The organism is Xylanibacter brevis ATCC 19188, assembly GCF_000621725.1.
In the GTDB taxonomy this organism is placed as follows: Bacteria; Bacteroidota; Bacteroidia; order Bacteroidales; family Bacteroidaceae; genus Prevotella; species Prevotella brevis.
Genome location: NZ_JHXM01000009.1, coordinates 135633 through 162044, shown reverse-complemented (window position 1 = coordinate 162044; position 26412 = coordinate 135633). Strand labels below are relative to the sequence as shown.

Genomic DNA, 26412 nt, shown 5'->3' with positions numbered 1-26412 from the left:
TAAAGACGGTGACGTCAAAGCCGAGCTGTACTAATTGCCCGAAAGCTTTCGCTTAAACGCGCTTTTACTTTCAACTGTATGGTTTTGCCTTATGGTTATACTATCAGTTCTTGTGTGCAAGATGTCTACCTATACGGTTGACGTAATTGTCAATTATCAATTGTCAATTGTCAATACGAAACGAACATTAGGTGGTTATTGCGGCGGGGTCCCACCTCTTCCCATTCCGAACAGAGAAGTTAAGCCCGCTTGCGCCGATGGTACTGCAATGCAATGCGGGAGAGTAGGAGGCCGCCATCTTTACAGAGAGCCCTGATTCAACACTGAGTCAGGGCTCTTTTTTTATTTCGTTTGTTATGCTTAGGTGTTTTTTTGTTGATGATTTATCATGGTTTGGTTGGTGTGATTCGTACGGTAACAACCAAAAATCCATATAAATGGGGATTGCGCAGGTGTCGAGAAATGTGTAACTTTGCACCCGCAATTAATACGAACATATCGAGTTATATGAATATAAGGTTTTTATGTGCGTTGTTATTCCCCGTCAGTGCTGTAGCAGAGGGAATCGAAGAGGTTGGCGATACGATGGTGGCTCGACAGTTGAACATGAACGAGCTGACTGTGGTTGGCTTTAAACAGGATCCCACCAGTAAGGAGGCCCTGTCCATCACGTCGCTATCAAGTTCTGTGATCCGTCAGTCGGAGATGACCAGTGTGAAGGATCTGGGCTATATCGTGCCTAATTTCTTTATTCCAGACTATGGCACACGCCAGAACTCACCCGTCTTTGTGCGTGGCGTGGGTTCAAAGACCAATGGCCCTACTGTGGGCTTCTATATTGACGGTGTGCCCCACATGGAGCGCTCGGCCTTTGATGATGACCTCTTTGACCTGTCGTCGCTGGAGGTGCTGCGTGGCCCACAAGGCACGCTCTATGGTCGCAACTGCATTGGTGGTATTATCAATGCCTACACCCGTTCGCCCTTTGACTATCAAGGTACCCGCATCAAAGTGGGTTATGGCCGGCACAACGATGCCGTGGTGAACGCCAGTCACTATAACAAGGTGAGCGAAAAGGTGGCCTTTGCCGTGAATGGCAGCTATCATCACAACGATGGATACTTCCGCAATGCGTTTGATGGTAGTAAGATAGACAAGTTTAATGAGGGCTATCTGCGCGGTCGTGTGTTCCTGAAGCCCACCGAGCGCTGGACACTGGTGGCCGACGTGAGCTACAGAAATAGTGATCAGGGTGGCTATCCCTATGCCACTTATGATCCCGAGACGAGAGAGTCGGGCGAAATTAACTATAATCGTTACAGTTCCTATCTGCGCCAGTTGACCACGGTAGGCCTGAATGCCCGCTACGATGGCAATGGTTTCAGCTTCAACAGTCAGACGGCCTATCAGTATATTGACGACCAGCAGGGCATCGACCAAGACTTTACACCCAAAGATAATTACTGGGTGAACCAGAGTGTTCGCCAGAATATCTTCAGCGAAGAGCTGACCATCAAATCGACCACCAAGAGTGCCTATCAGTGGATGTTTGGTGCATTCTTCTTTAGCGACAGCTATAAGAAAGCACTCTATACCACCTATATTGCGCAGAACTACTGCACACCAAAGTATTATGACAGTCCTACAACGGGCGTGTCTGTATATCATCAGTCTGCGTTGAAGCTCCTTGCCGGACTGAAAGCCAAGTTGGGCTTGCGCTTCGACTATGAGCATGCCAAGGAAGACTATCAGGCCTACAGGACAGCCTCGGCATGGGACCGCGTGCTGGGCACACCTGCAGATTCCTACAATAGTAAGTTGAACTTCACACAGCTGACACCGAAATTTACACTCGAGTATCAGTTTAATGATGACTATATGATCTATGGTTCGCTGACCAGAGGTTATAAGACCGGTGGCTTCAACTCTACCTTCATCGAGGACAATGAGCGTACCTATGACCCCGAGTACAACTGGAACTATGAAGTGGGTGCTAAGACAACCTTCTTCAATCATGCGCTGCAGGCCGACCTGACCCTGTTCTATGTGGACTGGCGCCATCAGCAGATCACACAGACCGTTCCCGGTGTGGGTAACATCACCCGCAATGCTGGTCACTCGGACAGCAAGGGCGTGGAGCTTGGCATGACGATTCGCCCCTGGCAGCCGCTGACCTTCCGCCTGACCTATGGTTATACGTATGCGCGCTTCCTGGACTACAAGAAGAGCGAGACCGTCAGCTACACTGGCAAGATGTTGCCCCTTGTGCCACGTCAGACCCTCGCTTTCCGAGGTGCCTATACCATCCTGCCAGACTGTTCGGCAATCGACCGCATCGTGCTGAGTGCAGGTGTGAACGGCATGGGTAAGATCTATTGGAATGAAGACAATCTGGTAAGCCAGCGCTTCTATGCACTGCTCGATGCCAAGGTGAGCGTAACCTCAGGCCGACTGACTTGGGAGGCGTGGGGTAAGAACCTGACGAATACAGACTACCTGACTTACTACTTCAAGACCAGTCAGGGCTACGGGCAGCAGGGCCGCCCAGTGTCTTTCGGCACATCGCTGTTTTTTGATATCTAAATACATATATGCAATCAGAAGTTCAAACAAAGATTAACCACATAATAAATAAAGAGGGCAGAGGAGGCATCGGCTTAACGATGTTCTTCTGCCTTTACATTGCCCAGAGTATTCCATCCAGCTTCTTTGCTACGGCGCTGCAGGTGATGATGCGCGAGGCTCACTACTCGTTGGCCACCATCGGACTGCTGCAGTTGGTGAAGTTGCCTTGGGTGTTGAAGTTCTTATGGTCGCCAGTGGTGGACCGCCACTGTCTGACGGGTCGCGACTTCCGTCGCTGCATCATTGGCAGCGAGTGTGTGTATGCACTGTTCATCGTTTTGGCAGGTCTGCTGGATGTGAACAACAACCTCTATCTGATCATAGCACTGGTTTGTCTGTCGCTGGTGGCATCTGCCACACAAGATATTGCCACCGATGCGCTGGCCATCCTGATGCACGGCGGTAAGGATAAGAGCATGGTGAACAGCATGCAGTCGATGGGCAGCTTTGGTGGTGCCCTGATAGGCAGTGGCCTCTTGCTGCTGATACTGCACGCCTTCGGTTGGCGTAGCGTCACCCTGTGTCTGGGTGCTTTCGTGCTGCTGATGCTGGTTCCGCTGATCATGCGCCGTGAACCCGAGATTGTGGCTAAGACGACGAAGGAACGTGCCAAGTGGAGCGACTTCGCCTCGTTCTTTGCACAGCGCGGCATCTGGCGCCAGATAGGTTTCCTCTTGCTCTACTACGCCAGCATTATCGGTATCCTGTCGATGATGCGCCCATGGCTGGTAGATTTGGGCTACACGATGAAAGAGATTGGTGTGATGAGCGGCATGGTGGGTACATCGGCAGCATTCTGCGCCTCGTTTGGCGCCGGTTTTCTGGTGCGCCGCATCGGCGTGCATGCTTCGCGCGTGCTTTTTGCCCTGTTTATCGTGCTGACCACTCTTTATTTCCTCGCGATGTCATACGTGTCACAGCCCTCAGCATGGCTGCTCTACTTTGGTATCGTCCTGATGTGGTCCAGCTATGGCATGGCCACCATCGTGGTTTATACCTCGGCCATGGAGTGCGTGCGAAAAGGACGCGAAGGTACTGACTTTACCATTCAAACCGTGCTGACCCACCTGAGTGGTATCCTCATTGCTTCTCTGAGTGGCGGCGTGGCAGATCATTTTGGCTATCACGGTCTTTTCTTCACCGAATGTGTCATCGCCGTCGTCTCACTATTATATATCCTCGTATTCTTTAGAAAATAATCATGCAACCAGAGATTATACAAAAATACAATAAGCCGGTGCCCCGATACACCAGCTATCCACCAGCCAACTACTTCGGAGATTTCTCTGAGGCTGACTATCTGCGTGCGGTGGAGGCATCAGACAAAGCCCGACAGAACCAGATCTCGTTCTATCTGCATATTCCCTTCTGTCGCCATCTGTGTCACTACTGCGGTTGTAACTCTTACCCCGCAGCAGCACCTGAGACGGTGAAAGCATACGTGGATGCCTTGCATCAGGAGATTGACCTGGTGGCAAAGCATATTGACCGCAACCGAAAGATTGCGCAGATACACTATGGTGGTGGCAGTCCGACGTCGATTCCCATTGAGATGATCAAGGAACTGAACGAGCATCTGCTCAGTATCGCTCCCGTCATCGACCGCCCCGAGATTGCCATTGAGTGCCACCCCGGCTATCTGGACGAACAAGCTTGGCAGCAGTTGACCACCTGTGGATTCACACGTTATAGCATTGGCATGCAGGACCTGAAGGAAGAGGTGCTGAAGGCCGTCAACCGCAGGCCATCGCTACTGCCGATGAAGGCGGTGCTCGACATTCTGCGCGCATCGGGTGCGACGGTTAATTTCGACTTTATCTATGGCCTGCCACATCAGTCGGCCGACTCTTTCCAGCAGACCATTGAGCAGGCTGCCGCCTTGCGTCCCGACCGTCTGGTCACGTTCTCGTATGCGCATCTGCCCAAGCTCTTCCCACGTCAGCAGATACTGGACCGCATCGGTCTGCCTTCTGCCGAAGAGAAGAACCGCATGTTTGAGGTGGCAACCAGTGTCTTGACACAGGCGGGCTATCAACGTATCGGACTGGACCACTTCGTGTTGCCCGAAGATGAACTCTTCACGGCATTGCAGTCGGGCGCGCTGCACCGCAACTTCCAAGGCTATTGCACGCGCCGCACCACCGCACAGGTCTATGCCTTTGGCGTGACAGCCATCAGCCAGTTGGACGATGCCTATGCACAAAACGGACGTGATATCAAGGAGTATATAGAAACTATCGGACGTCAGCAGTTATACATCCGTCGTGGATGTCAGCTCACCAACGCCCAGAAGATGGTGCGCGAGGTGGTTGAGACGCTGATGTGCAACTACACTCTGAACTGGGAGGATGTGGCCGAACGCCTGGGTGTCACGGTAGATGCCCTGCGCAGTGCCTGCTGTTATGACGAGGCGCGCCTGAAGGAGATGGCCCATGACGGCATTCTGGACTTCGACGACCAGCACATCCTGGTGCATAGCGAAGGCCGACCGCTGGTGAGATGTGTGGCAGCAGCGCTGGATCCGTTGGTACAACATACAGACAAACATTTTTCTAACCCGATATAAATGATGAAGCAAGAACGTGATATCGTAGTTATTGGTGCAGGACTGACCGGTCTTGCTACGGCTTTCAACCTGCGTAAGAAAGGGCGTGATGTCCTCGTATTAGAGAAGGAGAACCGCGTGGGCGGACAGATACGCACCTTTACTGAGGATGGCTTTACGTTTGAAAGTGGTCCTAACACCGGTGTGGTTTCGTTTCCAGAGGTGACAGAACTGTTTCAGGACCTGGCAGGACGCTGTGAGCTGGAGACCGCCCGCGAGTCGTCTAAGCGACGCCTGATATGGAAGGGACGTAAGTTTCATGCGCTCCCCTCGGGCCTCGTGTCGGCAGTCACCACACCACTGTTCACGCTGAAGGATAAGTTCCGCATTCTGGGAGAACCATGGCGCAAGAAAGGTACCGACCCCAACGAGTCGGTAGGCTCTCTGGCTCAGCGACGACTGGGACGCTCGTTCTTTGAATATGCTGTTGACCCATTCGTGTCGGGCGTCTATGCCGGCGACCCGATGAAGTTGACCACACGCTTTGCCCTGCCCAAACTCTATAATCTGGAAGCCAACTATGGTAGTTTTGTGCGTGGCGCCATTGCCAAGCGAAAGGAACCTAAGACCGATCGCGACCGACTGGTCACGAAGAAGGTGTTCTCCGCTCATGGTGGTCTGCAGAAAATGGTGGATGCCCTGGCACAGGGTGCCGACATCGTGACGGGCGCTCAGCATATCAAGGTGCAGCCAAACGAAGGAGGCACCTGGCGCGTGAGCTATAACGACGGTCAGGATGAGGTGGTGTGCCGCCGCGTGATCACCGCGGTAGGTGCTTATGCGCTGCCAGAGTTGCTGCCCTTTATCCCTGATACCCTCATGAAACCTATCAGCAACCTCTATTATGCCCCCGTGATTCAGGTAAGTGTGGGTGTTCGCGATACGCAAGGACTGGACTATCCCGCCTTTGGCGGTCTGGTTCCCAGCAAAGAACAACAGAAGTTGCTGGGCATACTCTTCCCCTCGGCATGCTTCGTAGAGCGAGCTCCAGAGGGCGGTGCGCTCTTTTCCTACTTCATGGGTGGCGTCCGCCATGCTGACTATCTGAAGAAGAGCGATGGCGAGATACGTGAGATGGTGATCGAGGCATTCCATTCAATGCTGAAATATCCAGAGACGATGACGCCCGACATGATACGCATCTTCCGTCATGAGCGCGCCATACCTCAGTATGGTGAGGATAGCGGTAAGCGATTTGAAGCTATAACCTGTATCGAAAAGCAATATCCTGGTTTGATATTGGCAGGAAATATGCGCGATGGCATCGGCATGGGCAACCGCATTCATCAAGCAGCGATGGTGGCCAACGACCTATAGAAAACAAAAAAAGGACAGACGTTGCGTCTGTCCTTTTTCATTTGGGTGAGCCTCTTGTCGGATTCGAACCAACGACCCCGAGATTACAAATCACGTGCTCTGGCCAACTGAGCTAAAGAGGCGGGTGGGTAAGCGATCTATATCGCGCCGCTACAACCAAGTACCCTTGCTACGTTCCCGTCCTGGGGGATTCCAAGGGAGCTGGCCGTACAGGACTTACCCGTGGTTGCTTTTAAGCGGGTGCAAAGGTACATAATAAAATTAAGAATTAAGAATGAATAGTTGGGATTTTTATTGTTTTAACTATTTTTTAAGACAACGTCCGTGTTATGTGGCGGAAAATGCGTATATTTGCATCGTTTTTCATGTTATAATTCAAAATAGTTAATTAATTGACCCCAACGGACTATATACAGTTAAAGGCCTTTGCCCGTTCAGACGGGTTCTGGTTGGCACTTCTCTGGATTGCCAGCTTTGCCTTTTACCTTTTAGGACTGGCCACACCGACCTTAAGTCTTGTGGCTTTATTATTGGCTTTTGCCACGCCAATACTCGTATGGAAGCGCTTGAAACACTTCCGTGACTACGGGTTGGAAGGCAACATCTCGTTTCTGCGTGCCTGGGCATACGTCATCATGTCGTTCTTCTATGGCTCAGTGCTTTTTGCCATTGCTCAGTTCTGCTACTTCAACTTCCTGGATCAGGGCTACCTGTTGGCGATGTATGCCAAGATGATGGAGCTGCCTGAGAATGCTGAGGTTATCAAGCAGGCAGGCATGCAACAGATGGTTGACGATGCTTTGAACTCACTGGGCTCGTTGCGCCCGATAGATCTGTCGCTGAACCTGCTCACCACTCATTTGATGATGGGCGTGGTGATGGGATTGCCCATTGCCGGACTTTTGCAGCGAAAGGCCAGTGTGAATAGCTAACGTTTTCTTGAATAATCAAAAGAATAGCATGGATATATCAGTTGTAATACCTCTTTATAACGAGGAAGAATCAATTGGCGAACTTTACGGTTGGATTGAGCGCGTGATGCAGGAGAACAATTTCTCTTACGAGGTGATCTTCATCAGCGATGGCTCTACCGATGGTTCATGGGAGATTATCAAACAGCTGCAGGCTCGTTCGCCTCAGGTGAAGGGTATCAAGTTTCGCCGCAACTACGGCAAGAGCCCCGCACTCTACTGTGGTTTTGCCGAGGCACAAGGTGATGTGGTGATCACGATGGATGCCGATCTGCAGGACTCACCCGATGAGATTCCGGCACTCTACCGGATGATTACCGAGGAGAAGTACGACCTGGTGAGCGGTTATAAGCAGAAGCGCTACGACCCACTGTCGAAAACGCTGCCCACCAAGCTCTTTAATGCCACTGCCCGCAAGGTGAGTGGCATCCGCAACCTGCATGACTTCAACTGCGGTCTGAAGGCCTATCGCCGGGATGTGGTGAAAAATATTGAGGTGTATGGCGAGATGCATCGCTATATCCCTTATCTGGCCAAGCAGGCTGGTTTTAACAAGATCGGCGAGAAGGTGGTGCATCACCAGGCGCGTAAGTATGGCACCTCTAAGTTTATGGGGTGGAACCGCTTTGTCAATGGCTATCTGGATCTGCTCACACTGTGGTTCCTCTCTACGTTTGGCAAGAAGCCAATGCATGTGTTCGGCTTCCTCGGCACACTGATGTTCTTAGTAGGCTTCTTGTCTGCTGTCATCATCGGTGCCAACAAGCTATACTGTCTGGCTGCAGGAATACCTGAGCGTCTGGTCACGGAGTCTCCCTTCTTCTACATCTCTTTGACCATGATGATGATGGGAACACAGTTCTTCCTGACGGGCTTCTTGGGTGATTTGGTGAGCCGCACGTCGAACAATCGTAATGACTATCAGATAGAGACGAAGATATGATGCAACTGAGACGGGTGGCTTTGTGGATGATGGCTGCAGTGGGCTTCGCAGCTTGCTCTAGCATCGATTGTCCTATACAGACCACGGTAGAAGTGAACTATGTGCTGAACGATACGCTCAAAGACACGTTGACCGTGCTGACAAAGAGGGCCGACCGACAGGACACCATCTTGCTGAACCGTGGGGTGGGGCTCACCAAGTTTGCTTTGCCCATGAGCAGTGGTCAGCCTGTAGATACTCTTGTGTTCCAGATCGTCAATAAGCAGAAGGCAATGACTGTTGATACGGTGTGGATCAAGAAAGATGATATCCCACACTTTGAGTCGGTTGACTGTGCTACACATTTCTTCCATCATATCACTCAGGTCAGCGCCACGCATGTAGCCATCGATACTTTGTTTATTCTCAATCCATCTGTGACCTATGACATATCAGCGAAACATATCGAGATACATTTCAAGAATAGCCATTAGTCTGTTGCTGCTGATGGGGCAGCAGACGGTATTCGCACAGGGCTTCTTGAAGTTGGAGCGCGATAGCGTGCCCCTCTTTCGCGGCTTTGCAGTGTCGGCCGACTTGGTGGGTGCTGCACAGATGATGTTGGGCGACTACGGACAGTACGAGGGTGCGTTGCGACTGAATCTGCATGACCAGTATTTCCCAATTGTAGAGGTGGGCTATGGCAAGGCCAGTCATGAGAATGATGCTGTGACGCATATCACCTACCGTACGAAGGCACCCTATTTTCGAGTGGGCGTCGATGTGAACATCATGAAGAAGAAGCATACGGGCAATCGTATCTTTGCAGGTGTGCGCTATGCCTATACGAATTATAAGGTGGACATCTCGGAACCCGCTACGCAGGATCCTGTATGGCAATGGGATGCTGCCACCGACGTGAAAGGGCTGCGACTCTATCAGCACTGGGCCGAGGTGCTGTTCGGCATCGATGCCAAGGTGGCTGGTCCGCTGCATCTGGGGTGGAGCGTTCGCTATCGCATGCGCATGTCGCACAATGATAATCAGATTGGTCAGGCTTGGTATGTGCCTGGTTATGGCCTACAGGACACGGGCAATCTGGGAGCAACGTTTAACGTAAGTATTGATATTTAAAGATGAAACAGACAACTGTTTTACTGGCTGCACTCTGTGTCGTTCTGTTGTCGGCCTGTCGGTCGCACGAGTATCAGAAAAACAATGGCATGATCTTTGGAACGGTTTATCACGTGACCTATGCCTACGACAAAGACTTGCAGGAAGAAATTGAAAAAACACTGATGGCTGTTGACGGCGAGTTCTCGATGTTTAACGAGGAATCGACGGTCTCTCATCTGAACAGAGGCGAGCAGTGGCCTCAGAGTGAGATGTATAAGTCGCTCTACCAGTTGGCTCAGACTGTCAATAAAGAGACAGAGGGTGCCTTCGACATTACTGTGGCACCGCTGGTCAATGCCTGGGGCTTTGGTTTCAAACATGAGCAGTTGCCCACCAAAGAGCAGGTGGACAGCCTGCTGAAGGTGCGCGACCAGTTGGACTTCAGCGCCATAGCCAAGGGCTTTGGTTGCGACGAGGTGGCTCGTCTGCTCGATGCTAAGGGTATTACAGACTATATGGTGGAGATCGGTGGCGAGGTGGTTGTCAAAGGAAAGAGCCCCAATGACCTGCCTTGGCGCATTGGCGTGATGAAGCCTGTGGACGACTCGCTGAGTATTGACGGCGAGATGCAGGCCGTACTGAGCATCACAGACAAGGCTATGGCGACCAGTGGCAATTATCGCAACTTCTATTACAAGGATGGAAAGAAGTATGCACATACCATTGATCCTCGTACGGGCTATCCCGTTCAACTGACGCTGTTGTCGGCCACGGTATTTGCCGACGAGTGTGCTATGGCCGATGCTTATGCTACGTCGTTCATGGTGATGGGGGTTGACAAGGCTAAAGAGCTGTTGGCCCGTCATCCTGAGTTGGCTGCCTATCTCATATACAACGATGAAGAGGGCCATCCTGTGGTGTGGTGTTCTGATGCTGTGAAGGATATGATCGTTGAATAGTTCTCGTTATGCGCATCTACGACCAACTGCTACAATTCCCGTTGTTCCAAGGCATGAGCCGTGCGGAACTGTTGCAGCTGGCCGGTAATACTAAGTTCGGGTTTCAAAAGCAACCGCCACGAAAGACGATTATTCGTGAAGGTGATACTTGCAGTCAACTGCTTTTCTTGATAAGTGGAAAACTTGAGTTTGAACGCCAGAGCGATGATCATACTTATATGGTTACAGAACAGGTGCACGCGCCTTGGTTGGTGCAGCCCGAGGTGCTGTTTGGTGCACAACCGCAGTATCTCTATACGGTGAACACACTGACCGAAGCCCACTTTATCCTTCTATCGAAAGACGAGGTGCTGCGTTTGCTCGATGACTTCCTGATATTCCGATTGAACATGCTTAACCTCCTGTCCACACAGTCGCAACGACGTGCACATCTGCCTTGGCGGCGCGCGCCGAAGAGTCTGCGTGAACGCATCGTTCGTTTTATGTTGGACCACTGTACCTATCCTGCCGGACAAAAGGAGTTCCATATCCTGATGCGCCACCTGGCGCAGGAGGTAGGCGATAGCCGGTTGGACGTGTCGCGCGAACTGAACGCTATGCAGGACGAAGGACTGCTTCAACTGGCTCGCGGACGAATTATCATCCCCTCGTTGGAACGCTTGTTTATGTAGAAAATGAAGAGTGATAAAAAGAAGAGCATAGAAAAAGAACAGCATAGAAAAAAGACAGCTGCTTTGTGAATAGCAAAGCAGCTGTCTTTCTAATTGTATGTGTTGTGAGCATTATTGCATGTCATAGACCACCTGCATCAGCTTCTTGCCGATGGCGTCGGCCTCTTCCATGGTTTGAGCCTCGCTGTAAACGCGGATGATGGGCTCTGTATTTGACTTGCGCAGATGAACCCACATGGTGGGGAAGTCAATCTTTACACCATCGATGTCGTTGACCGTGGCCTCGGGATCACCGGCAAACATCTCCTTCACCTTCACCAGAATGGCATCTACGTCGGTCTCGGGAGTCAGGTCAATGCGGTTCTTGGCTATCTGATAGTCGGGGAAGGTCTTGCGCAGCTCGCTGGCCTTCATGCCTTTCTGAGCCAGACTGCTCAGGAACAGGCCGATGCCTACCAGTGCATCGCGACCGTAGTGGCTCTCGGGATAGATGACACCGCCATTGCCTTCGCCACCGATAACGGCACCCACCTCTTTCATCTTTGTGGTGACGTTGACCTCGCCGACAGCTGCAGCGGTGTATTTGCCTCCGTGTTTCTCGGTGACATCGCGCAGAGCACGGGTAGAAGACAGGTTGCTGACGGTGTTGCCCTTGTCGTGTGACAGCACGTAGTCGGCTACGCTGACCAGTGTGTATTCTTCACCAAACATCTTGCCGTCCTCACAGATGAAAGCCAAACGGTCAACATCGGGATCGACCACGATACCGAGATCAAAGCCTCCCTGACGCATCTTGTCCATGATACCCTGCAGGTTCTTCTCCAATGGCTCGGGATTATGAGCAAACTGACCGGTGCATTCTCCATTCAGAATCTCGAACTCCACGCCAAGGGCCTTGAAGAGCTCGGGCAGGATGATGCCGCCAACCGAATTGATTGTATCTGCACAGACACGGAACTTGCGCTGTTTGATAGCTTCTACATCAACCAGTCGCAGGTTGAGCACTGACTGGATGTGCTGCTGGTTCATGGTGTCGTCGGTGATGACGCGTCCCAACTTCTCTACAGGGGCGTAGTTGAAGTCTTCGGCTTCAGCAATGCGCAGCACCTCGGCACCGTCGGCAGCTGTCAGGAACTCACCCTCGCGGTTCAGCAACTTCAGCGCGTTCCACTGAGTGGGGTTGTGGCTGGCAGTGATGATAATACCGCCATCAGCCTTGTGCCAGCGTACGGCCAACTCGGTGGTTGGTGTGGTGGCCAAGCCAATGTCAATCACTTCGTAGCCCATTCCTACCAATGTGCCGCAGACCACGTCGCGAACCATGGGGCCAGAGATACGGCCGTCGCGACCTACTACGATGCGCTTGCCGCCAATAAAGGTGGCGTAGGCTGTTGTGAACTTAACAATGTCAAGTGGGTTGAGCGTGTCGCCCGTATGTCCGCCGATTGTTCCGCGGATACCTGAAATGGATTTAATCAGTGTCATATATCAATAGAACGTACAAAACTAATTTCGTAATAATAGGGGTAAACATAGCTGCTGGCTACGCTGTGACCTTGGGTGTGGGGCACGATGAGTCGTACTTTTGCAATGTGATCGTCTTCGGTACGTGGACGGCCTACATTCACGTACTTCAGTGGCACCAGCCAACCTGTGGGTACAGACTCTGTGTTATATGCCGACATCATAACACCGTCTGTCAGCGAGGCGGTGAACACGTTGCCTTGACGACGCACGTTCATCACGTCAACATCATAGGGAGCGGTGTCGTTGTAGATAGCTGTAGAGTCCAGCAGACACAGTTCGAGGAATCTGACCATCAGGTCGCTATTCTCGCCATCGCGCAAGGGCTCACCGCAGCCTTTATGCACAATCTGCATATAGACGCCGGTGTTGTTCATATACACGAACTCGTTCTTGCTATTGTCGGTCATGTCGCCCTGCTTGTGGAAGACATCCTCGCTAATCACGTTGATGGCAGAGTCAGCCAGAAATTGTTTGATAGCAGCGCGCTCTTTATTTTTCTTGTCGCCATAGGTCTCGTAGTCGTTGCAAGCTACAAATGTGGTGGCCAGGCAAAACAGCGACAGCAGTGCTATGATGGTATGCTTCATGTTTCTTTTTTTGTTCTAAAAATCAACTGCAAAGATACGAAATAAAAGTGAATAGGGCTTGGAATATGTGAAGAATTTGTTACCGCTTGTGTTTATTTAACGGTTATCATTTTTACTTCAGTTGCTTCTCGAAGGCCAGAATAGCACTCTTGGTGATGTTGACGGCTTCGTCCATCGAACAGAGAAGTCGTCCGCCAGAGGCATTCAGATGGCCACCACCGTTGAAGAATTGAGCTGCCATCTCGTTGCAGGGGAACTGGTCAACACTGCGCAGGCTCACCCAGATGGTGTTCTCCTTCTCGGTATCTTCGCGCAAAGAGATGCTCAACTTATGACCTTTTATCTGGAGAGGCATGTTGACCAGGCCTTCAGCATCGCCCTTTACGAAGTTGAACTTCTTCAGTACATCGCGTGTTAGCGTGAAGAAACTGGCATGTCTCTCGCTGTCAACAACCAGACTCTGATACATCACGTAGCCCATCAGGCGGATTCGATCCTCGGAGAAGTTGTGGAACACGTTGCGATAGATCTTGTCTTTGTTGATATGCTTAGTCAACAATTCGCCGATGATGAAGAAGATGTCTGGGTCGCTCGAGTTGTAGGTGAAACCGCCAGTGTCTGTCATCATGCCGCAATAGACGGGGATGGCAAAGTTTTTATCCAACTGTTCGAAGCCTCCCATCTGCCATACCAGGCGGAACACCAGTTCGCAGGTGGAAGAAGCCTTGGGGTGTGATACGGTCAATACCGTGTCAACATCGGGGTTGGGATGGTGATCTATCAGCACCTTCCTGGCTGGCGAAGAACTCAATGCCTGTTGCATCTGATCCACGCGCGAGGCTGTGTTGAAGTCTAAGCAGAATATCAGGTCACAGTTCTTCAAGGTCCATTCGCAGCCCTGTTGGAACTTGTCATAGCGTACAATCTTTTGTGTGTTAGGCATCCACTGCAGATAGTCGGGATATTGGTCGGGAATGATGATTTGTGCTTCCTTTCCAAAGACCACGCGCAGGTATTCTGCCCAACCTAAACTAGAACCTAAAGCATCGCCATCGGGGTTCTGGTGGCAGGTGATGACAATCGTTTCACTTTGTTTGATGAGGGCTGTCATCTGCTGACATTCCTCTTGTGTAAGTATATTATTTAGCATAATTGGGTGCAAAGTTACTAAGAAGCCATAAAAGAACCAAATTTTTATGGGAGTTCTTTCTGATATAGAAGCACGGCTTTTGCGTAACGAAAGTATCGCTTTACTGATGGCAAACGGCCACTTTGGTTACGGTAAACTAGTACTTTGGTTACGGTAAACTAGCGCTTTGGTTACGGTAAACTGGCGCTTTGGTTACGGAAGACTTTCACTCTCGTTTTTGCGTGCCACGCTTGTTACGGCAAGGCATATGGTGTGAAGAAGTTCGTTGCGCATATGCTGAACGCCTTTGATGCTTCAACCTCGTGCTCTAAGGCTTGAAGCACCTGAGTATATACATCCTCTGGAAGTTTGTTTCTGATGGATTTCCAGAGCTCTTTGTTTTCCCTTGCACGACGTTCGCCTTGTTGTAGTCCGTCCATAAAGGCTTCGCGTAGTGTCCTACCATCTTTCATAACAAAAGACCAGGGTAGCCTGTGAAAGCAGAGCAGGTAAGCGTCAGGACAGGTTTGCGGATTAGCGTATAGCTGCTGTTTCTTGGTGGGGAACTGACTGATATAGTCAGAGCCGGTGGCCGTTCTGTCGTAGCCAATGCCCCACGTGCTGCACTGCCATTCCGTGCCCACGCGTTCTTCGAAACCGGCACTAAGGTGATCCTCGCGTTTCAGAGCGAATCCTAATCCATAAGGACTGTGACTCTGGGTGTAGTCCCACCATGTTGGTTCCATGATACGTCGGATGACTCGCTCTGTTTCGCTGTCAACACAGAATGTTTGAGATATCCATTCATGGTAAAGTTCATCATCGGTGATATCGGGATTTATGGCTAAGCGTCCGAAGGCGTACCAGTTGAATTGAGCAAACAGATGACCAGTCCAGTTGATATCGCTGCCAACGTTAGCTACACCGGCTATGCCCGCCATCTTTTTGAGGTTCTTCTTGCCCAGGTCGTTTAGAAAGTTACGCCACATCGGAAGCAGGTTTACAAGATAGGTCGATTGACCTGTGTACTCTTGTGTGATCTGGAGTTCCGGCATCAGACGTGTCTTCTTCATGGCAAAGAAGAGGGGTTGTACGGGCTCGGAAGCCTGAAAGTCGAGGCCGCCGTTTTTCACTTGCAGTATCACGTTGTCCATGAACTGTCCATCCAGCTTCATGAACTCCTTATAGCAGCGCTTAATACGATCTTTGTCAACATCGGGATCGTAAACGAAGGTGCGCCACATCACCACTCCGTTATAAGGCTTGAGTGCCCGTGCCAGCATGTTGGCACCGTCAGCGTGCGAACGACCATAGGTCTGCGGACCAGGCATTCCCTCCGAGTCGGCTTTAACAAGGAAACCTCCGAAGTCGGGAATTAGCTGGTATATCTCTGACACCTTTTGTTTCCACCAAGCTTCTACTTCGGGCACTAATGGGTCGGCGGTATCTAGAGTGCCTACACCGCCCCATCTTTTCCATTCGTTTGGGGTCTTTGATGGCTTTAGACAAGCGGCAAAGTTGGCTGTCAGATATACTTTAATCCCATATTTGCGAAACACATCGGCCAATGCTTTCACCTTCTCAAGGTAGTCTCTACGTAAGATGCGTGGATCGGCATTCACATTGTTAAGTACAATGCCGTTTATGCCGATACTGGCATTTAGACGCGCATATTCCCGTACTCTGTCGTTTACATGTGTTGGTAGCTCGTCCCATTTCCATAGACTTTGTCCTGCATAGCCGCGCTCTACGCTGCCATCCAGATTGTCCCAATGGTTCAGCAGACGCAGTTCAAAACTGTTTTTTCCTTGTTTGATGCGTTGTTCTCCGCCCCACGCGTGAGCACCGGCAAGGGTGCAGCCGTCTTGGGCATGTACTGTCGTGCAGAGAAAAGTGAAGAGGAGACATATAATGATTTTCATTGTTTAAATCAATTTAGTTTTGCTATGATGATGCAAAGGTACGCATTTTCTTATAATAATCCAAACGGAATACATTGCTTTACACCTGATTGCTGTATGCAAAAAAAGAGGCGACCTATCTTTGTGATATTTCGCCTCTTTTTATACTGTAAATGGTTATGTTTACTTGCCATCATATGCCCAGCGGAGATAGTTGGCTCCATGAACGAAACCTGCTCCGAAGGCAGTCATGATGATATTGTCACCCTTCTTCAGTTTAGACTCATATTCCCAAATAGCCAGGGGAATAGTGGCTGCAGAAGTGTTTCCATAGTGTTCGATGTTGACCATCACCTGATCCATGGGCAGTTCCAAGCGTTTAGCCACTGCCTCGATGATGCGCATGTTTGCCTGATGAGGAATCACCCAGTTGATGTTGTCCTTGTTCAGACCGTTGCGCTCAGCGATAAGTGCACAGTCGTCACTCATGTTGGTTACGGCATAGCGGAACACCGTGCGACCCTCCTGATAGGTGTAGTGCATGCGGTGGTCTACAGTGAAATGACTGGCAGGACTTACAGAGCCACCAGCCTTCATGTGAAGGAATGGCAGACCCATACCATCGGTGCGAAGGTAAGAGTCTATAAGTCCAATATTCTCTTCTTCTGTGCCTTCAAGCATCACTGCGGCAGCACCATCGCCAAAAAGAGGACATGTGTTGCGGTCCTTATAGTCGGTAGCCGACGACATCTTGTCGGCACCAATCAGAATGATGCGCTTGTAGCGACCGCTTTGAATCATGCTTGAAGCAACGTTCAGCGAATAGAGGAATCCGCAGCAGGCTGCAGAGAAATCGAACGCCATGGCGTTCTTCAACCCCAGTTTGCCGATGACGATGCTGGCGGTAGATGGAAAGTGATAGTCGGATGTAGAGGTGGCTACAATCAGAGCATCAATAGAATCGGGATCGGCGCCCGTCTTCTTCATGAGCTGCTTGGCAGCCTTGCGCGCCATATAAGAAGTGCCGAGACCCTCTTCAGTGAGGATTCGGCGCTCCTTGATTCCGACACGCGTCATAATCCATTCATCGTTGGTGTCGACCATGCGTGACAATTCCTCGTTGGTGAGGACATAGTCGGGCACGTAGCCTCCGACGCCGGTGATGATCGCGTTAATTTTTCCCATTCTTATTCAGCTACTTCTTCGTCCATCTTGATAGCAACCTTACCGCGATAGTATCCGCAAGTTGGGCATACTGTGTGGTAAACATAGTAAGCGCCACAGTTAGGGCATACTGCCAGTGTAGGAGCTACAGCCTTGTCGTGGGTACGACGCTTGGCGGTACGAGTGTTTGATTGTCTTCTTTTAGGATGTGCCATAATGAATTACTATTTTAAAATTTAACTTTTTTCTTTTAATTTAAGTAGTGCACTCCACCGCGGGTCTATCTCTTGTGCGTCCGCATCACTGCTTCGGGCAGCCGAATGCTGTTCTAGCACTCGCATCATAGCATCGTTACAATCGCCAGGTTGATGAACGTGCTGGATGGGTACCGCCAGTATGATTGACTCGTAGATGAACCATGCAATGTTGAGCACGGCGTCGTGCTCCTCCACTGTGATGATGTCATCATCCTCGGCGTATGTGTCGCCCAGCTTAATTACTAAGCGCAAGTCGGCCTCTATAGGCTGGTCCATCAGGTCCAGACAGCGGTCGCAGGGGATGCGAATGGTGCCAGTGGTGTGAAGTTGAAGCTCAAAAAAGCCGACGGCCTTGCGTATAGACCCCGACACATGCAACGAGCCTTCTTGCACCTGTGCACCTTCAAGCGCCTCGAAAAATTGGTTATCAAGGCTGTATTCCAAGGATGTTTCGTCCTCGGTAAGTGCCTTTAAATCAATCAGAAAACGCTCTAAACCACACATAATCACACTATTTCGGGCTGCAAAGTTACAAACTTTTTTTCAAATACGAATAATTTATTATGATTTTTTTCGCATTTCGATGCGGAAGGTTGTGCCTCTACCTACCTCTGAATCTTTGACATAGATGTGTCCGTGGTGATATTGTTCCACAATTCTTTTTGCCAAAGACAGGCCTAAGCCCCATCCGCGCTGTTTGGTGGTGAAGCCCGGTCGGAATACGTTTTTGATGTCTTTCTTTTTAATACCCTTGCCTGTGTCGGCTACTTCGATAGCCACGATGTCGTCTTCCTCCAGAAGCCACAAGTCTATCTTTCCACTGCCGCCTTCCATGGCGTCCACGGCATTCTTGCAGAGGTTCTCTACAACCCACTCGAATAGCGAAGCATTCATCTTCACTACGACGTCGTGGTTGGGGTAGTGCCCTTTGATGATCACTTTCTGTGAGGTGCGTTTGTCCATATAGGCTATCACGCGATCCAGAAGTTCGTTCACAGAATCGTCAACGGGCTCGGGTAGTGAACCAATCTTTGAGAAACGTTCGGCGATGCGCTCCAGTCGTTTGACGTCGTTTTCCAGTTCGGGTATCAGCTCGTCTTGTGGATAAGTTTCTTTGAGCACTTCCACCCATGCCATCAGACTCGAGATGGGAGTACCCAGTTGGTGGGCTGTCTCTTTCGAAAGTCCTACCCATACCTTGTTCTGCTCTGCCCGTTTAGATGAGAGGAGGGCAAAGATGGCCACCACCACAAAGATCATGACGATGCCCAGTGCCCAATAGGGATACTGGGTCAGTCGTTTCAGCATCGTTGACTCGTCGTAGCACACCAATTGGTAGGTGTCAAAGACTTCGATGCGGATAGTATCACCAGCGGCTTTCATGCGCAGGGCGTACTTCTGCACATCGACGTCTTCTTCAATGTTACGATAGTCCATCACCTCGTCTTCTGCACTTAGCACAATGACGGGGATGGTGTTGTTGCCCTCTATGACGGCTGTGGCCAATGACAGGTCGGTGTTCTCATCGGCTTGGTTGACAAAATTCATGGCCTGTGCCCACACATCCATTTTGCGTTGTTCCTCTTTCTGAAGGTCGCGCACAAGGAGGTGTGACACCAAGAGTGAGGTAACGGCTATGATGATTGCTGCCGCTACCAACCAAATCTTTACTTGCCTGATTCTGTCGGTCCACTGCATGGCAACTCCTTATTCAGCAGCCACCACCTCAATCTCTACCAGTGCATTCTTTGGTAATGTCTTCACCGCTACGGCTGAGCGGGCAGGGAAGGGCTCGCAGAAGAACTGGGCATAGACCTCATTCATGGCGGCAAAGTCGTTCATGTCTGCCAGGAATACGGTGGTCTTTACAACGTTCTTCATCGTCAGACCTGCTTCTTCCAGAATGGCTTTGACGTTGTTTAGAGACTGCTGCGTCTGTTCTTTAATGTCGCCTTCGGGAAAAGCACCAGTGGCAGGGTTCAGGGGAAGCTGACCTGAGGTGTAAACGAGGTTTCCGACTCTGATGGCCTGACTATAAGGACCGATGGCTCCGGGAGCCTTTGAAGTGCTGATTGCTTTCATCTTCTTATTTATATTAATATGGTATATTGGCGCAAAGATAATAATAATCTTCAAAAGAACAATAGAAAAGCCTCCATTTTCTTTCTATTCCATGTTGGCGGCTGGGGCTTATACACCTCTCTCTGCCCAGTCGCCTCTATCCAAGTTTCTGTAGCCGATGGCTTCGGCGATGTGCATGGACTGTACCTTCTCGGAGCCGGCAAGGTCGGCAATGGTGCGGGCCACCTTGAGGATGCGGCTGTAGGCACGGGCTGATAGTTTCAGGCGTTCCATGGCCATGCGCAGCATGTCGAGGCTTTCTGCATCGGGCTCGGCAAACTCGTGGAGCATCCGCTCCGTCATCTGGGCGTTGCAGTGGGGGCGGCTCGTCGCTCCGCCTTTTCCCTGGGGAAGGGAACTGAAGCGCTCTGTTTGGATGTTGCGAGCCCGAATGACGCGCTCGCGAATGGATGCAGAAGGTTCTCCGGGCTGCATCTTGCTGAGTTCGGCAAAGGGTACGGCCTGTATTTCGCAATGGATGTCAATGCGGTCGAGCAGTGGACCCGATATCTTGTTCATGTAGCGTTGTATCTGTCCTGGCGTGCAAACACATTTATGGAGTGGGTCTCCGTAGTATCCGCATGGACAGGGATTCATGGATGCAATAAGCATGAACGAACAAGGGTAGTCAACGTTATATTTTGCACGGCTAATGGTTATCTTGCGATCTTCCAGTGGCTGGCGCAGAACTTCCAGTACTGTTCTCGAGAGCTCTGGCATCTCGTCTATGAATAACACACCATTATGTGCCAGTGAGATCTCGCCTGGTTGGGGATTGTTGCCACCACCCACGAGTGCTACTTGCGAGATGGTGTGATGGGGTGCGCGGAAAGGGCGCTGACTGATGAGGCTGGTGTCGCGTGGCAGTTTGCCTGCAATGCTGTGAATCTGAGTGGTCTCAAGGCTCTCTGACAGTGATAATGGTGGTAGAATGCTGGGCAGACGCTTGGCCATCATCGATTTACCTGAGCCTGGAGGGCCAATCATAATCAGGTTATGACCGCCGGCTGCCGCTATCTCGAGCGCACGTTTCACGCTTTCCTGTCCTCGAACGTCGCTGAAATCGTATTCAAAATGACATTGTTGCTCGTAGAATTCTTTGCGGGTATCTATTTTCAGGGGTTCATAGATGGATGAGCCATTGAAGAAGTTGACCACGTCCATCAAGGAGTCCATGCCATAAACATCGAGGTTGTTGACCACGGCAGCCTCGCGTACGTTCTGACTAGGCACAATCAGACCTTTGTATTTGTCTGCACGAGCTTTGATGGCGATGGGCAGAGCACCGCGAATAGGATTCAGACGGCCGTCAAGTCCCAGTTCGCCCACCATCATAAATTGTTCCAATTGACTGCAGTCTATCTTATTGTCGGCAGCCAGGATGCCGATGGCCAGCGGCAAGTCATAACTACTGCCTTCCTTCTTAATGTCGGCAGGCGCCATGTTAATGGTGATATCGGCATTGGGAAAACGAAAGCCAGAGTTGTTGAGTGCTGCACGAATACGGTCGATACTCTCGCGTACGGCAGTGTCAGCAAGACCCGACATGTGGATGTTTACACCACGTACAATGTTTACTTCGTTGGTTACGGTTGTAGCTTCCAGTCCATTGACGGCTGCGCAATAGGTTCTGACGAGCATAGGTTGTTTTAGTTATTTTGTTTTTTGTGTTATTTGATCATGGCTCTGATCTTCTCTTCCAGTTCTGAGGCCGATAGGTTGCGTGCTATAATGTTGCCTTGTTTGTCGGCTATGATATTTCCGGGAACAGAAGTGATTCCTAAGGTTGCAACGAGCGGTGAATCCCACAGTTTGCCATCGCAGATGTTAGGCCATTTGATACTGTCTCGGTCCAGGGCGTAGCGTCCTTCCTCAGCAGTGGCGTCTAGGCAGACAGACATGATGGCAAGGTCACTGCCATATTCATTCTGTAACCGTTGCATCTGATGAAGTATGTTTTGTGATTCATAGCTCCATGCCGCCCATGCGATGACCACGTTGGCGGTGGCTTGCAACTGTTGCTGAGTGGCTGTTCTTCCTTTTGTGTCTATCGCCGAGAACTGTGGCAGTTTTGCTTTCGGTCCAATGCCACGCAAGGCATCCAGCTGATGACTTAGACGTTGCATGGTGATGTTTTCCGGTTGCGCTTTAGCAATGGCCGCAGCCAGACGTGCTGTCAGTGCATAGTCAGGATCTGTATCTTGGATGAAATAGCGTCGCAACATATAGATGCTGAGTGGCGATGCAGGGTTCTCTTCAATAAATTGCTGTGCGTGTTTTTTGACTTCAGGGGGTGTCATGTTGTTGATACGCAGTCTGAAGTCTGTCATCTTCTTGTTGTCGGGAGTGCCCAGTATCTTTGTTTCTTTCAAATGGGAAACATCACCATCCATCTTAACGGTAGCACCAGGCATGGCGAAAATGGGCAACTCGGAGTAGTTGGGGAAGAGCAGGGCATAGGTGATGGTGTCGTTGAGATAGACATCGTAAACGAATCGTCCGTCGTTCACTTTGATGGTGTCTTTGGTGCCTTGCTCCAGATTATAAAGATAGAACTCACCTTGATTCAGGTTCTTGAACTGTCCTTCAAGGCGAAAACGGTTGCCTGACCCGCCGCAAGCAGCGAGTAGGCAACCGATGATCGTTATTAACAACCAGTTTCTGGTTCTCATTTCTTAATGTTTACGAGTTCGAGATCCTTAGCAGCATATTCTGCCAGTGTGGGATCCTTAGCGATGGCCTTCTGAAGAGCCTGTGCAGCCTCGGCGTTGTTGCCTGTACGGGCATTGAGGATAGCTGCAAGGTAGAAGGTTGTTGCATCAGCGTTCTTAACGCCCTTCAGAGTGTTAGCAGCAGCCTGATAGTTCTTGTTCAGGATCTGTGCCAGAGCAGCAGAGTTGGTCTTCAGGTTACCGAAGTCCTGCTCAGCCTGTGCATACTTGCCCTGTGCCAGGTGCAGATTGCCCAATACCTCCTGCAGACCGTTAGCGCTTGAAGCCTTTGCAATATAGCTCTCAGCGTTCAGCATGTCGCCCTGCTTCAGTGCCAGCAGACCCAGGTTTGCGTTAGCCTCGGCCAGGTTGTTGTTCTGCTTCTGGGCCTTAGCTACCCACTGGCTAGCCTCCTTGTCGTTGCCCTTAGCATAAGCAAGTACGGCCAGGTTGTTGTAGGCACGAGCATCGTTGGGATAGAGCTCTACAGCCTTCTTGTAGTAAGCCTCGGCAGCAGCGGCATTGTCCTCGTCGAGAGTAGCACCATAGAGCAGCTCCTCGATGCTCAGCTTGGTAGCATCGCTCTTGAACTGTTCCTGAATCTGCTCGTCGTCACGACCGATCAGCTCGTAGTTGATGGTCAGACGAGCGCGGCGCAGCTGAGGCAGGATACCGTCTGCCAGCTCGCGGAAAGCAGAAGAGATGTTCTTGATCTGCTGCTCGCGCTCCTCAGGATCCTGATACATAGAAAGCACGCGCAGGATAACATCCTTGTCCTGGATGTCGCTGGCAGCAACCAGCTCCTGGAAACCTTCCCAGTCCTCTGCAGTGTATTTAGTGTCAACAGTTGCATCCAACTTAGCTTTCTTCATCTCCCTTGCTACATATTTCTCAGCAACGTCCTGACGCTTGCCAGCCAGACGCTCGTTCACCTTGTAACCACCATCGGGTGATGCGTATGCAGAAACCTCAACGCCATCGAGGAGCATACCCTCCTGATCCTTAACGATGGTGCTCAGCAGACGAACGAACTCTTTTACTGAGTTGTTCTGAAGCTCGCTCTTGCGCAGCTGTGCCTGACCGATGAGGAACTTGATGTTAGCTTCCTGCTTCTTCTCGATGATGCGCTGGAAAGCATCCTGAGCAACAGCAGCCTGTGCAGAAGTGAGTGCACGCTTGTAGAGCTCAGAGGTAGCGATCACGCCATTTGCAACCTTCACTTCGGGCACCTTTACAGTCTTCTTGCCAACCTTAGCGTCGAAGGTGAGGTACAGCTCGCTCTGCTGCATCTCGGGCTGATAAGCAAATGTGCTCTTCATAGCGTAGCGTCCACCCAGACGGTATGAGATGGTCTGGTCGTTGCCCAGCACTTTCTCACCCTGGAAGGTAGCGCTCTCGCCAGCCACCTGCTTCACACCATCTACGGTTTGGAAGCGCAGCTGAGGAGTAACAGTAACAACAGCCTTCTTCTTCATGTATTTCTCGGGGAACATGCCATTGATGGTTGCAGAAACCTCGCCAGCTTGTGTTTCCAATGGATTTGGTGTTACATTGAAATTGTCGGCCGAGAGTGCACCAAGCTTTCCCGAACATGATGTCAGCATTGCAACAGCAACAGCTGACAATAAAATAGTTCCTTTATTCTTCATTTTCTCTTAAATAATGTTTTGATGTTAAGTTTTGATCTATCTAATTTAAAACGTTAAAGGATTCGATATGCTTCGAATCCTTTGTCCGTGCCGCGAGCGGGACTCGAACCCGCACAGCCTTTTCGGGCCAAGGGATTTTAAGTCCCTCGTGTCTACCATTCCACCATCGCGGCAGCCTTTTTTTACATTATATGTAGTGATTTTCTTAAAAATCGGTGCAAAGGTACATTTATTATTCGTAAACACCAAATGTTTTCACACTTTTTCAGGGATTGCGTACTTGGAGGATACCTTGATTTCTGTCGTAGTTTACTCGTCTGTACTGTTCCAGAGGTCTTCCTTCTGGTCCACTTTCTACATAGCTAATGCTGCTATAGATATTATAAACACGTTGACACTTGTTGCATTTCAGGAGATGAGGCTTCGCTCCCCACACGAGTTCCGAGTTGAAGTCGCAGTTAGGACACTGCAGGTCGTAGGCGCACAAAACGCCTTCGTACGTACGTCCGATGACGAGTCCACGCTTATGTCCCATGGCATTGTAGTTCAGTCGTTCGTTGCCGATGGCCGTGGTCATGGGCAGGTCAAGGTCTGCTTGGTTGTAAGAACCCTGATTGGGGGTGCATTTCAGGTGAACTGGGCTGGTTCCTGTTGCCTTCACGATGCAGAAATCACCACCATCACTGCTGACAGCCTTTGTCAGGGCACTGCTGGGAAAAAGGAAGGCCTGAAACAGGAAGTTACAATAGGTGTTGCTATACTGTGGGTCTTCTTCGCAGGCACACAGTAGGCATAATAAGCTTATAACTAATGGTTTCAGTCTTCGCATGAACTCAGAAGTTGCTTCTCGGCCTTGCTTACACGCTCAAAGCCAAATCCATCCAGTACCTGCTGCATCAGTTCGCTGATCTGGTCGTTCATCAGGTTGCCAATGCTACCTTCGTGCGTGTGGTGTATATCCTTGCAAGGCGTGAATTTACCAGCTTCGATGTCGAGTCCCACCTTCTTGTAGGCATCGCGGAAAGGCATGCCCTCGGCAGCCAGGCGATTGACCTCTTCTACAGAGAACATCGGGTCGTAGCGAGGATCGTCGAGAATATGGTCGTTCACCTCGATGCGGTTGATGATGTAGGCTGTCATGCGCAGGCAGTCGAGCAGTTCGTCGAAGGCAGGCAGGAACACCTCTTTGATGATCTGCAGGTCGCGGAAATAGCCCACGGGCAGGTTGTTCATCATCAGTGTGATCTGCTGAGGCAGACTCTGCAGCTTGTTAGACTTAGAACGAATCAGTTCGAAGACGTCGGGGTTCTTTTTATGCGGCATGATGCTCGAACCCGTGGTACACTCCTTCGGCAGTTTCACAAAACCAAAATTCTGACAGTTGAACATGCAGGCATCGAAGGCCAACTTAGCCATGGTGCCAGCGATGGTTGCAATGGCGAAGCCCACGTTACGCTCCATCTTGCCACGCCCCATCTGCGCATAAACCACGTTGTAGTCCATCGAGTCGAAGCCCAGCAGGTCGGTGGTCATCTGTCGGTTCAGGGGAAAAGAGCTGCCATAGCCTGCAGCCGAACCCAAGGGGTTGCGGTTGGTCATCTTATAGGCCGCCTGCAGAAACAGCATGTCGTCGGCCAGGCTCTCGGCGTAAGCACCAAACCACAGACCAAACGAAGAAGGCATGGCCACCTGCAGATGGGTGTAGCCTGGCATCAGCACGTTCTTATACTGATTGCTCTTGGCTATGAGCTGGTCGAACAGGTCTTTGACAGCTTCTGCCACCAGCTGCAGCTGATGACGGGTGAAAAGCTTGAGATCCACCAATACCTGGTCGTTGCGTGAACGGCCCGAGTGAATCTTCTTACCCATGTCGCCCAACTTGCGAGTGAGCATCAGTTCCACCTGTGAGTGGACATCCTCGATGCCATCCTCAATTTTGAACTCGCCGCGCTGTGCCTGGTCGTAGATGTTCTTCAACTCTGCCAGCAGTACGGGCAGTTCGTCCTTACCCAGCAAGCCAATGCTTTCGAGCATGGTGATGTGAGCCATCGAACCCAGCACATCGTATGGTGCCAGGTAAAGGTCCATCTCACGATCGCGCCCCACGGTGAAGCGTTCTATCTCGCTATTAATCTCAAAGTCTTTTTCCCAGAGCTTCATGATTGTTCTCCTGTCGTTTT

The 26412-nt window shown here is 50.7% G+C and carries 24 protein-coding genes, 2 tRNA genes and 1 rRNA gene; 11 read left to right on the top strand and 16 right to left on the bottom strand.

Annotated elements, in window-relative coordinates; all coding sequences use genetic code 11:
• The first annotated feature begins 187 nt into the window (after positions 1 to 187).
• The 5 genes from rrf to hemG all read left to right on the top strand — a co-directional run bounded on the left by rrf (position 188) and on the right by hemG (position 6547).
• A 5S ribosomal RNA gene (rrf, locus tag T433_RS0106365) occupies positions 188 to 300 on the top strand.
• 207 nt (positions 301 to 507) lie between these two features.
• The gene (locus tag T433_RS0106360; RefSeq protein ID WP_081778396.1) at positions 508 to 2583 is read left to right on the top strand and encodes a TonB-dependent receptor; all 2076 of its coding nucleotides are present in this window, start codon (positions 508 to 510) and stop codon (positions 2581 to 2583) included.
• Positions 2584 to 2615: 32 nt separating this feature from the next.
• On the top strand, positions 2616 to 3824 hold the full coding sequence (locus T433_RS0106355) for an MFS transporter (protein ID WP_027455270.1): 1209 nt from the start codon (positions 2616 to 2618) through the stop codon (positions 3822 to 3824).
• Positions 3825 to 3826: 2 nt separating this feature from the next.
• Positions 3827 to 5191 carry an oxygen-independent coproporphyrinogen III oxidase gene (hemN, locus tag T433_RS0106350; protein ID WP_027455269.1) on the top strand — a complete coding sequence of 455 codons (1365 nt, stop codon included), beginning with the start codon at positions 3827 to 3829 and terminating at the stop codon, positions 5189 to 5191.
• Positions 5192 to 6547, top strand: coding sequence for a protoporphyrinogen oxidase (gene hemG, locus T433_RS0106345; RefSeq protein WP_027455268.1), 1356 nt, complete (start codon positions 5192 to 5194; stop codon positions 6545 to 6547).
• A gap of 48 nt (positions 6548 to 6595) precedes the next feature.
• On the opposite strand, the gene T433_RS0106340 is transcribed toward hemG, so the two are convergent.
• Positions 6596 to 6669: transfer RNA gene (locus T433_RS0106340), tRNA-Thr, on the bottom strand.
• 270 nt (positions 6670 to 6939) lie between these two features.
• Here T433_RS0106340 and T433_RS0106335 point away from each other — a divergent pair.
• The 6 genes from T433_RS0106335 to T433_RS0106310 are packed head-to-tail and all read left to right on the top strand — an operon-like array spanning position 6940 to position 11186.
• Positions 6940 to 7479 carry a DUF4199 domain-containing protein gene (locus T433_RS0106335; protein WP_027451141.1) on the top strand — a complete coding sequence of 180 codons (540 nt, stop codon included), beginning with the start codon at positions 6940 to 6942 and terminating at the stop codon, positions 7477 to 7479.
• A gap of 28 nt (positions 7480 to 7507) precedes the next feature.
• Entirely contained in the window at positions 7508 to 8461 is a 954-nt protein-coding gene (locus T433_RS0106330) for a glycosyltransferase family 2 protein (protein WP_027455267.1), read from the top strand.
• Complete coding sequence (locus T433_RS0106325; protein ID WP_248616494.1) at positions 8458 to 8934, top strand: DUF6452 family protein; 477 nt, start codon at positions 8458 to 8460, stop codon at positions 8932 to 8934. The genes T433_RS0106330 and T433_RS0106325 overlap by 4 nt, the downstream gene beginning before the upstream one ends.
• The gene (locus T433_RS0106320; RefSeq protein ID WP_027451138.1) at positions 8885 to 9574 is read left to right on the top strand and encodes a DUF6048 family protein; all 690 of its coding nucleotides are present in this window, start codon (positions 8885 to 8887) and stop codon (positions 9572 to 9574) included. Before T433_RS0106325 ends, T433_RS0106320 begins: the two co-directional genes overlap by 50 nt.
• Positions 9575 to 9576: 2 nt before the next feature.
• Complete coding sequence (locus T433_RS0106315; RefSeq protein ID WP_027455265.1) at positions 9577 to 10515, top strand: FAD:protein FMN transferase; 939 nt, start codon at positions 9577 to 9579, stop codon at positions 10513 to 10515.
• An 8-nt stretch (positions 10516 to 10523) separates the two neighbouring features.
• Positions 10524 to 11186 carry a Crp/Fnr family transcriptional regulator gene (locus T433_RS0106310; protein ID WP_044109356.1) on the top strand — a complete coding sequence of 221 codons (663 nt, stop codon included), beginning with the start codon at positions 10524 to 10526 and terminating at the stop codon, positions 11184 to 11186.
• 111 nt (positions 11187 to 11297) lie between these two features.
• Here T433_RS0106310 and glmM read toward each other — a convergent pair whose 3' ends face one another.
• From glmM to argH, 15 genes are all read right to left on the bottom strand, one after another.
• The gene (gene glmM, locus T433_RS0106305; protein ID WP_027455263.1) at positions 11298 to 12671 is read right to left on the bottom strand and encodes a phosphoglucosamine mutase; all 1374 of its coding nucleotides are present in this window, start codon (positions 12669 to 12671) and stop codon (positions 11298 to 11300) included.
• On the bottom strand, positions 12668 to 13300 hold the full coding sequence (bamK, locus tag T433_RS0106300) for a BamK family beta-barrel-assembly machinery protein (RefSeq protein WP_027451134.1): 633 nt from the start codon (positions 13298 to 13300) through the stop codon (positions 12668 to 12670). The genes glmM and bamK overlap by 4 nt, the downstream gene beginning before the upstream one ends.
• Positions 13301 to 13412: 112 nt before the next feature.
• Complete coding sequence (locus T433_RS0106295; RefSeq protein ID WP_027455262.1) at positions 13413 to 14450, bottom strand: DHH family phosphoesterase; 1038 nt, start codon at positions 14448 to 14450, stop codon at positions 13413 to 13415.
• Positions 14451 to 14683: 233 nt separating this feature from the next.
• Positions 14684 to 16351, bottom strand: coding sequence for a hypothetical protein (locus tag T433_RS14835; RefSeq protein ID WP_052357021.1), 1668 nt, complete (start codon positions 16349 to 16351; stop codon positions 14684 to 14686).
• Positions 16352 to 16513: 162 nt separating this feature from the next.
• Positions 16514 to 17515 (bottom strand): beta-ketoacyl-ACP synthase III, encoded by a 1002-nt coding sequence (locus T433_RS0106285; RefSeq protein ID WP_027451132.1) that lies wholly within the window; start codon positions 17513 to 17515, stop codon positions 16514 to 16516.
• 2 nt (positions 17516 to 17517) lie between these two features.
• The gene (gene rpmF / locus T433_RS16200) at positions 17518 to 17709 is read right to left on the bottom strand and encodes a 50S ribosomal protein L32 (RefSeq protein WP_081778395.1); all 192 of its coding nucleotides are present in this window, start codon (positions 17707 to 17709) and stop codon (positions 17518 to 17520) included.
• A 21-nt stretch (positions 17710 to 17730) separates the two neighbouring features.
• Positions 17731 to 18255: a YceD family protein gene (locus T433_RS0106280; RefSeq protein WP_027455261.1), complete on the bottom strand. Its 525-nt coding sequence runs from the start codon at positions 18253 to 18255 to the stop codon at positions 17731 to 17733.
• A 57-nt stretch (positions 18256 to 18312) separates the two neighbouring features.
• On the bottom strand, positions 18313 to 19449 hold the full coding sequence (locus tag T433_RS0106275) for a sensor histidine kinase (RefSeq protein WP_027451130.1): 1137 nt from the start codon (positions 19447 to 19449) through the stop codon (positions 18313 to 18315).
• Between the two features lie 9 nt (positions 19450 to 19458).
• Positions 19459 to 19833, bottom strand: coding sequence for a RidA family protein (locus T433_RS0106270; RefSeq protein WP_027455260.1), 375 nt, complete (start codon positions 19831 to 19833; stop codon positions 19459 to 19461).
• Between the two features lie 108 nt (positions 19834 to 19941).
• Positions 19942 to 21513, bottom strand: a complete 1572-nt coding sequence (locus T433_RS0106265; RefSeq protein WP_027451128.1) for a YifB family Mg chelatase-like AAA ATPase — start codon at positions 21511 to 21513, stop codon at positions 19942 to 19944.
• 29 nt (positions 21514 to 21542) lie between these two features.
• A complete protein-coding gene (locus tag T433_RS0106260; RefSeq protein ID WP_027455259.1) occupies positions 21543 to 22544 on the bottom strand; it encodes a DUF4369 domain-containing protein in 1002 nt (333 codons plus the stop codon).
• A complete protein-coding gene (locus tag T433_RS0106255; protein ID WP_027455258.1) occupies positions 22541 to 24232 on the bottom strand; it encodes a tetratricopeptide repeat protein in 1692 nt (563 codons plus the stop codon). Before T433_RS0106255 ends, T433_RS0106260 begins: the two co-directional genes overlap by 4 nt.
• 88 nt (positions 24233 to 24320) lie before the next feature.
• Positions 24321 to 24405: transfer RNA gene (locus T433_RS0106250), tRNA-Leu, on the bottom strand.
• Between the two features lie 92 nt (positions 24406 to 24497).
• On the bottom strand, positions 24498 to 25061 hold the full coding sequence (locus T433_RS0106245) for a hypothetical protein (RefSeq protein WP_027451125.1): 564 nt from the start codon (positions 25059 to 25061) through the stop codon (positions 24498 to 24500).
• Positions 25049 to 26392, bottom strand: coding sequence for an argininosuccinate lyase (gene argH, locus T433_RS0106240; protein WP_027451124.1), 1344 nt, complete (start codon positions 26390 to 26392; stop codon positions 25049 to 25051). Before argH ends, T433_RS0106245 begins: the two co-directional genes overlap by 13 nt.
• Between the last annotated feature and the right edge of the window lie 20 nt (positions 26393 to 26412).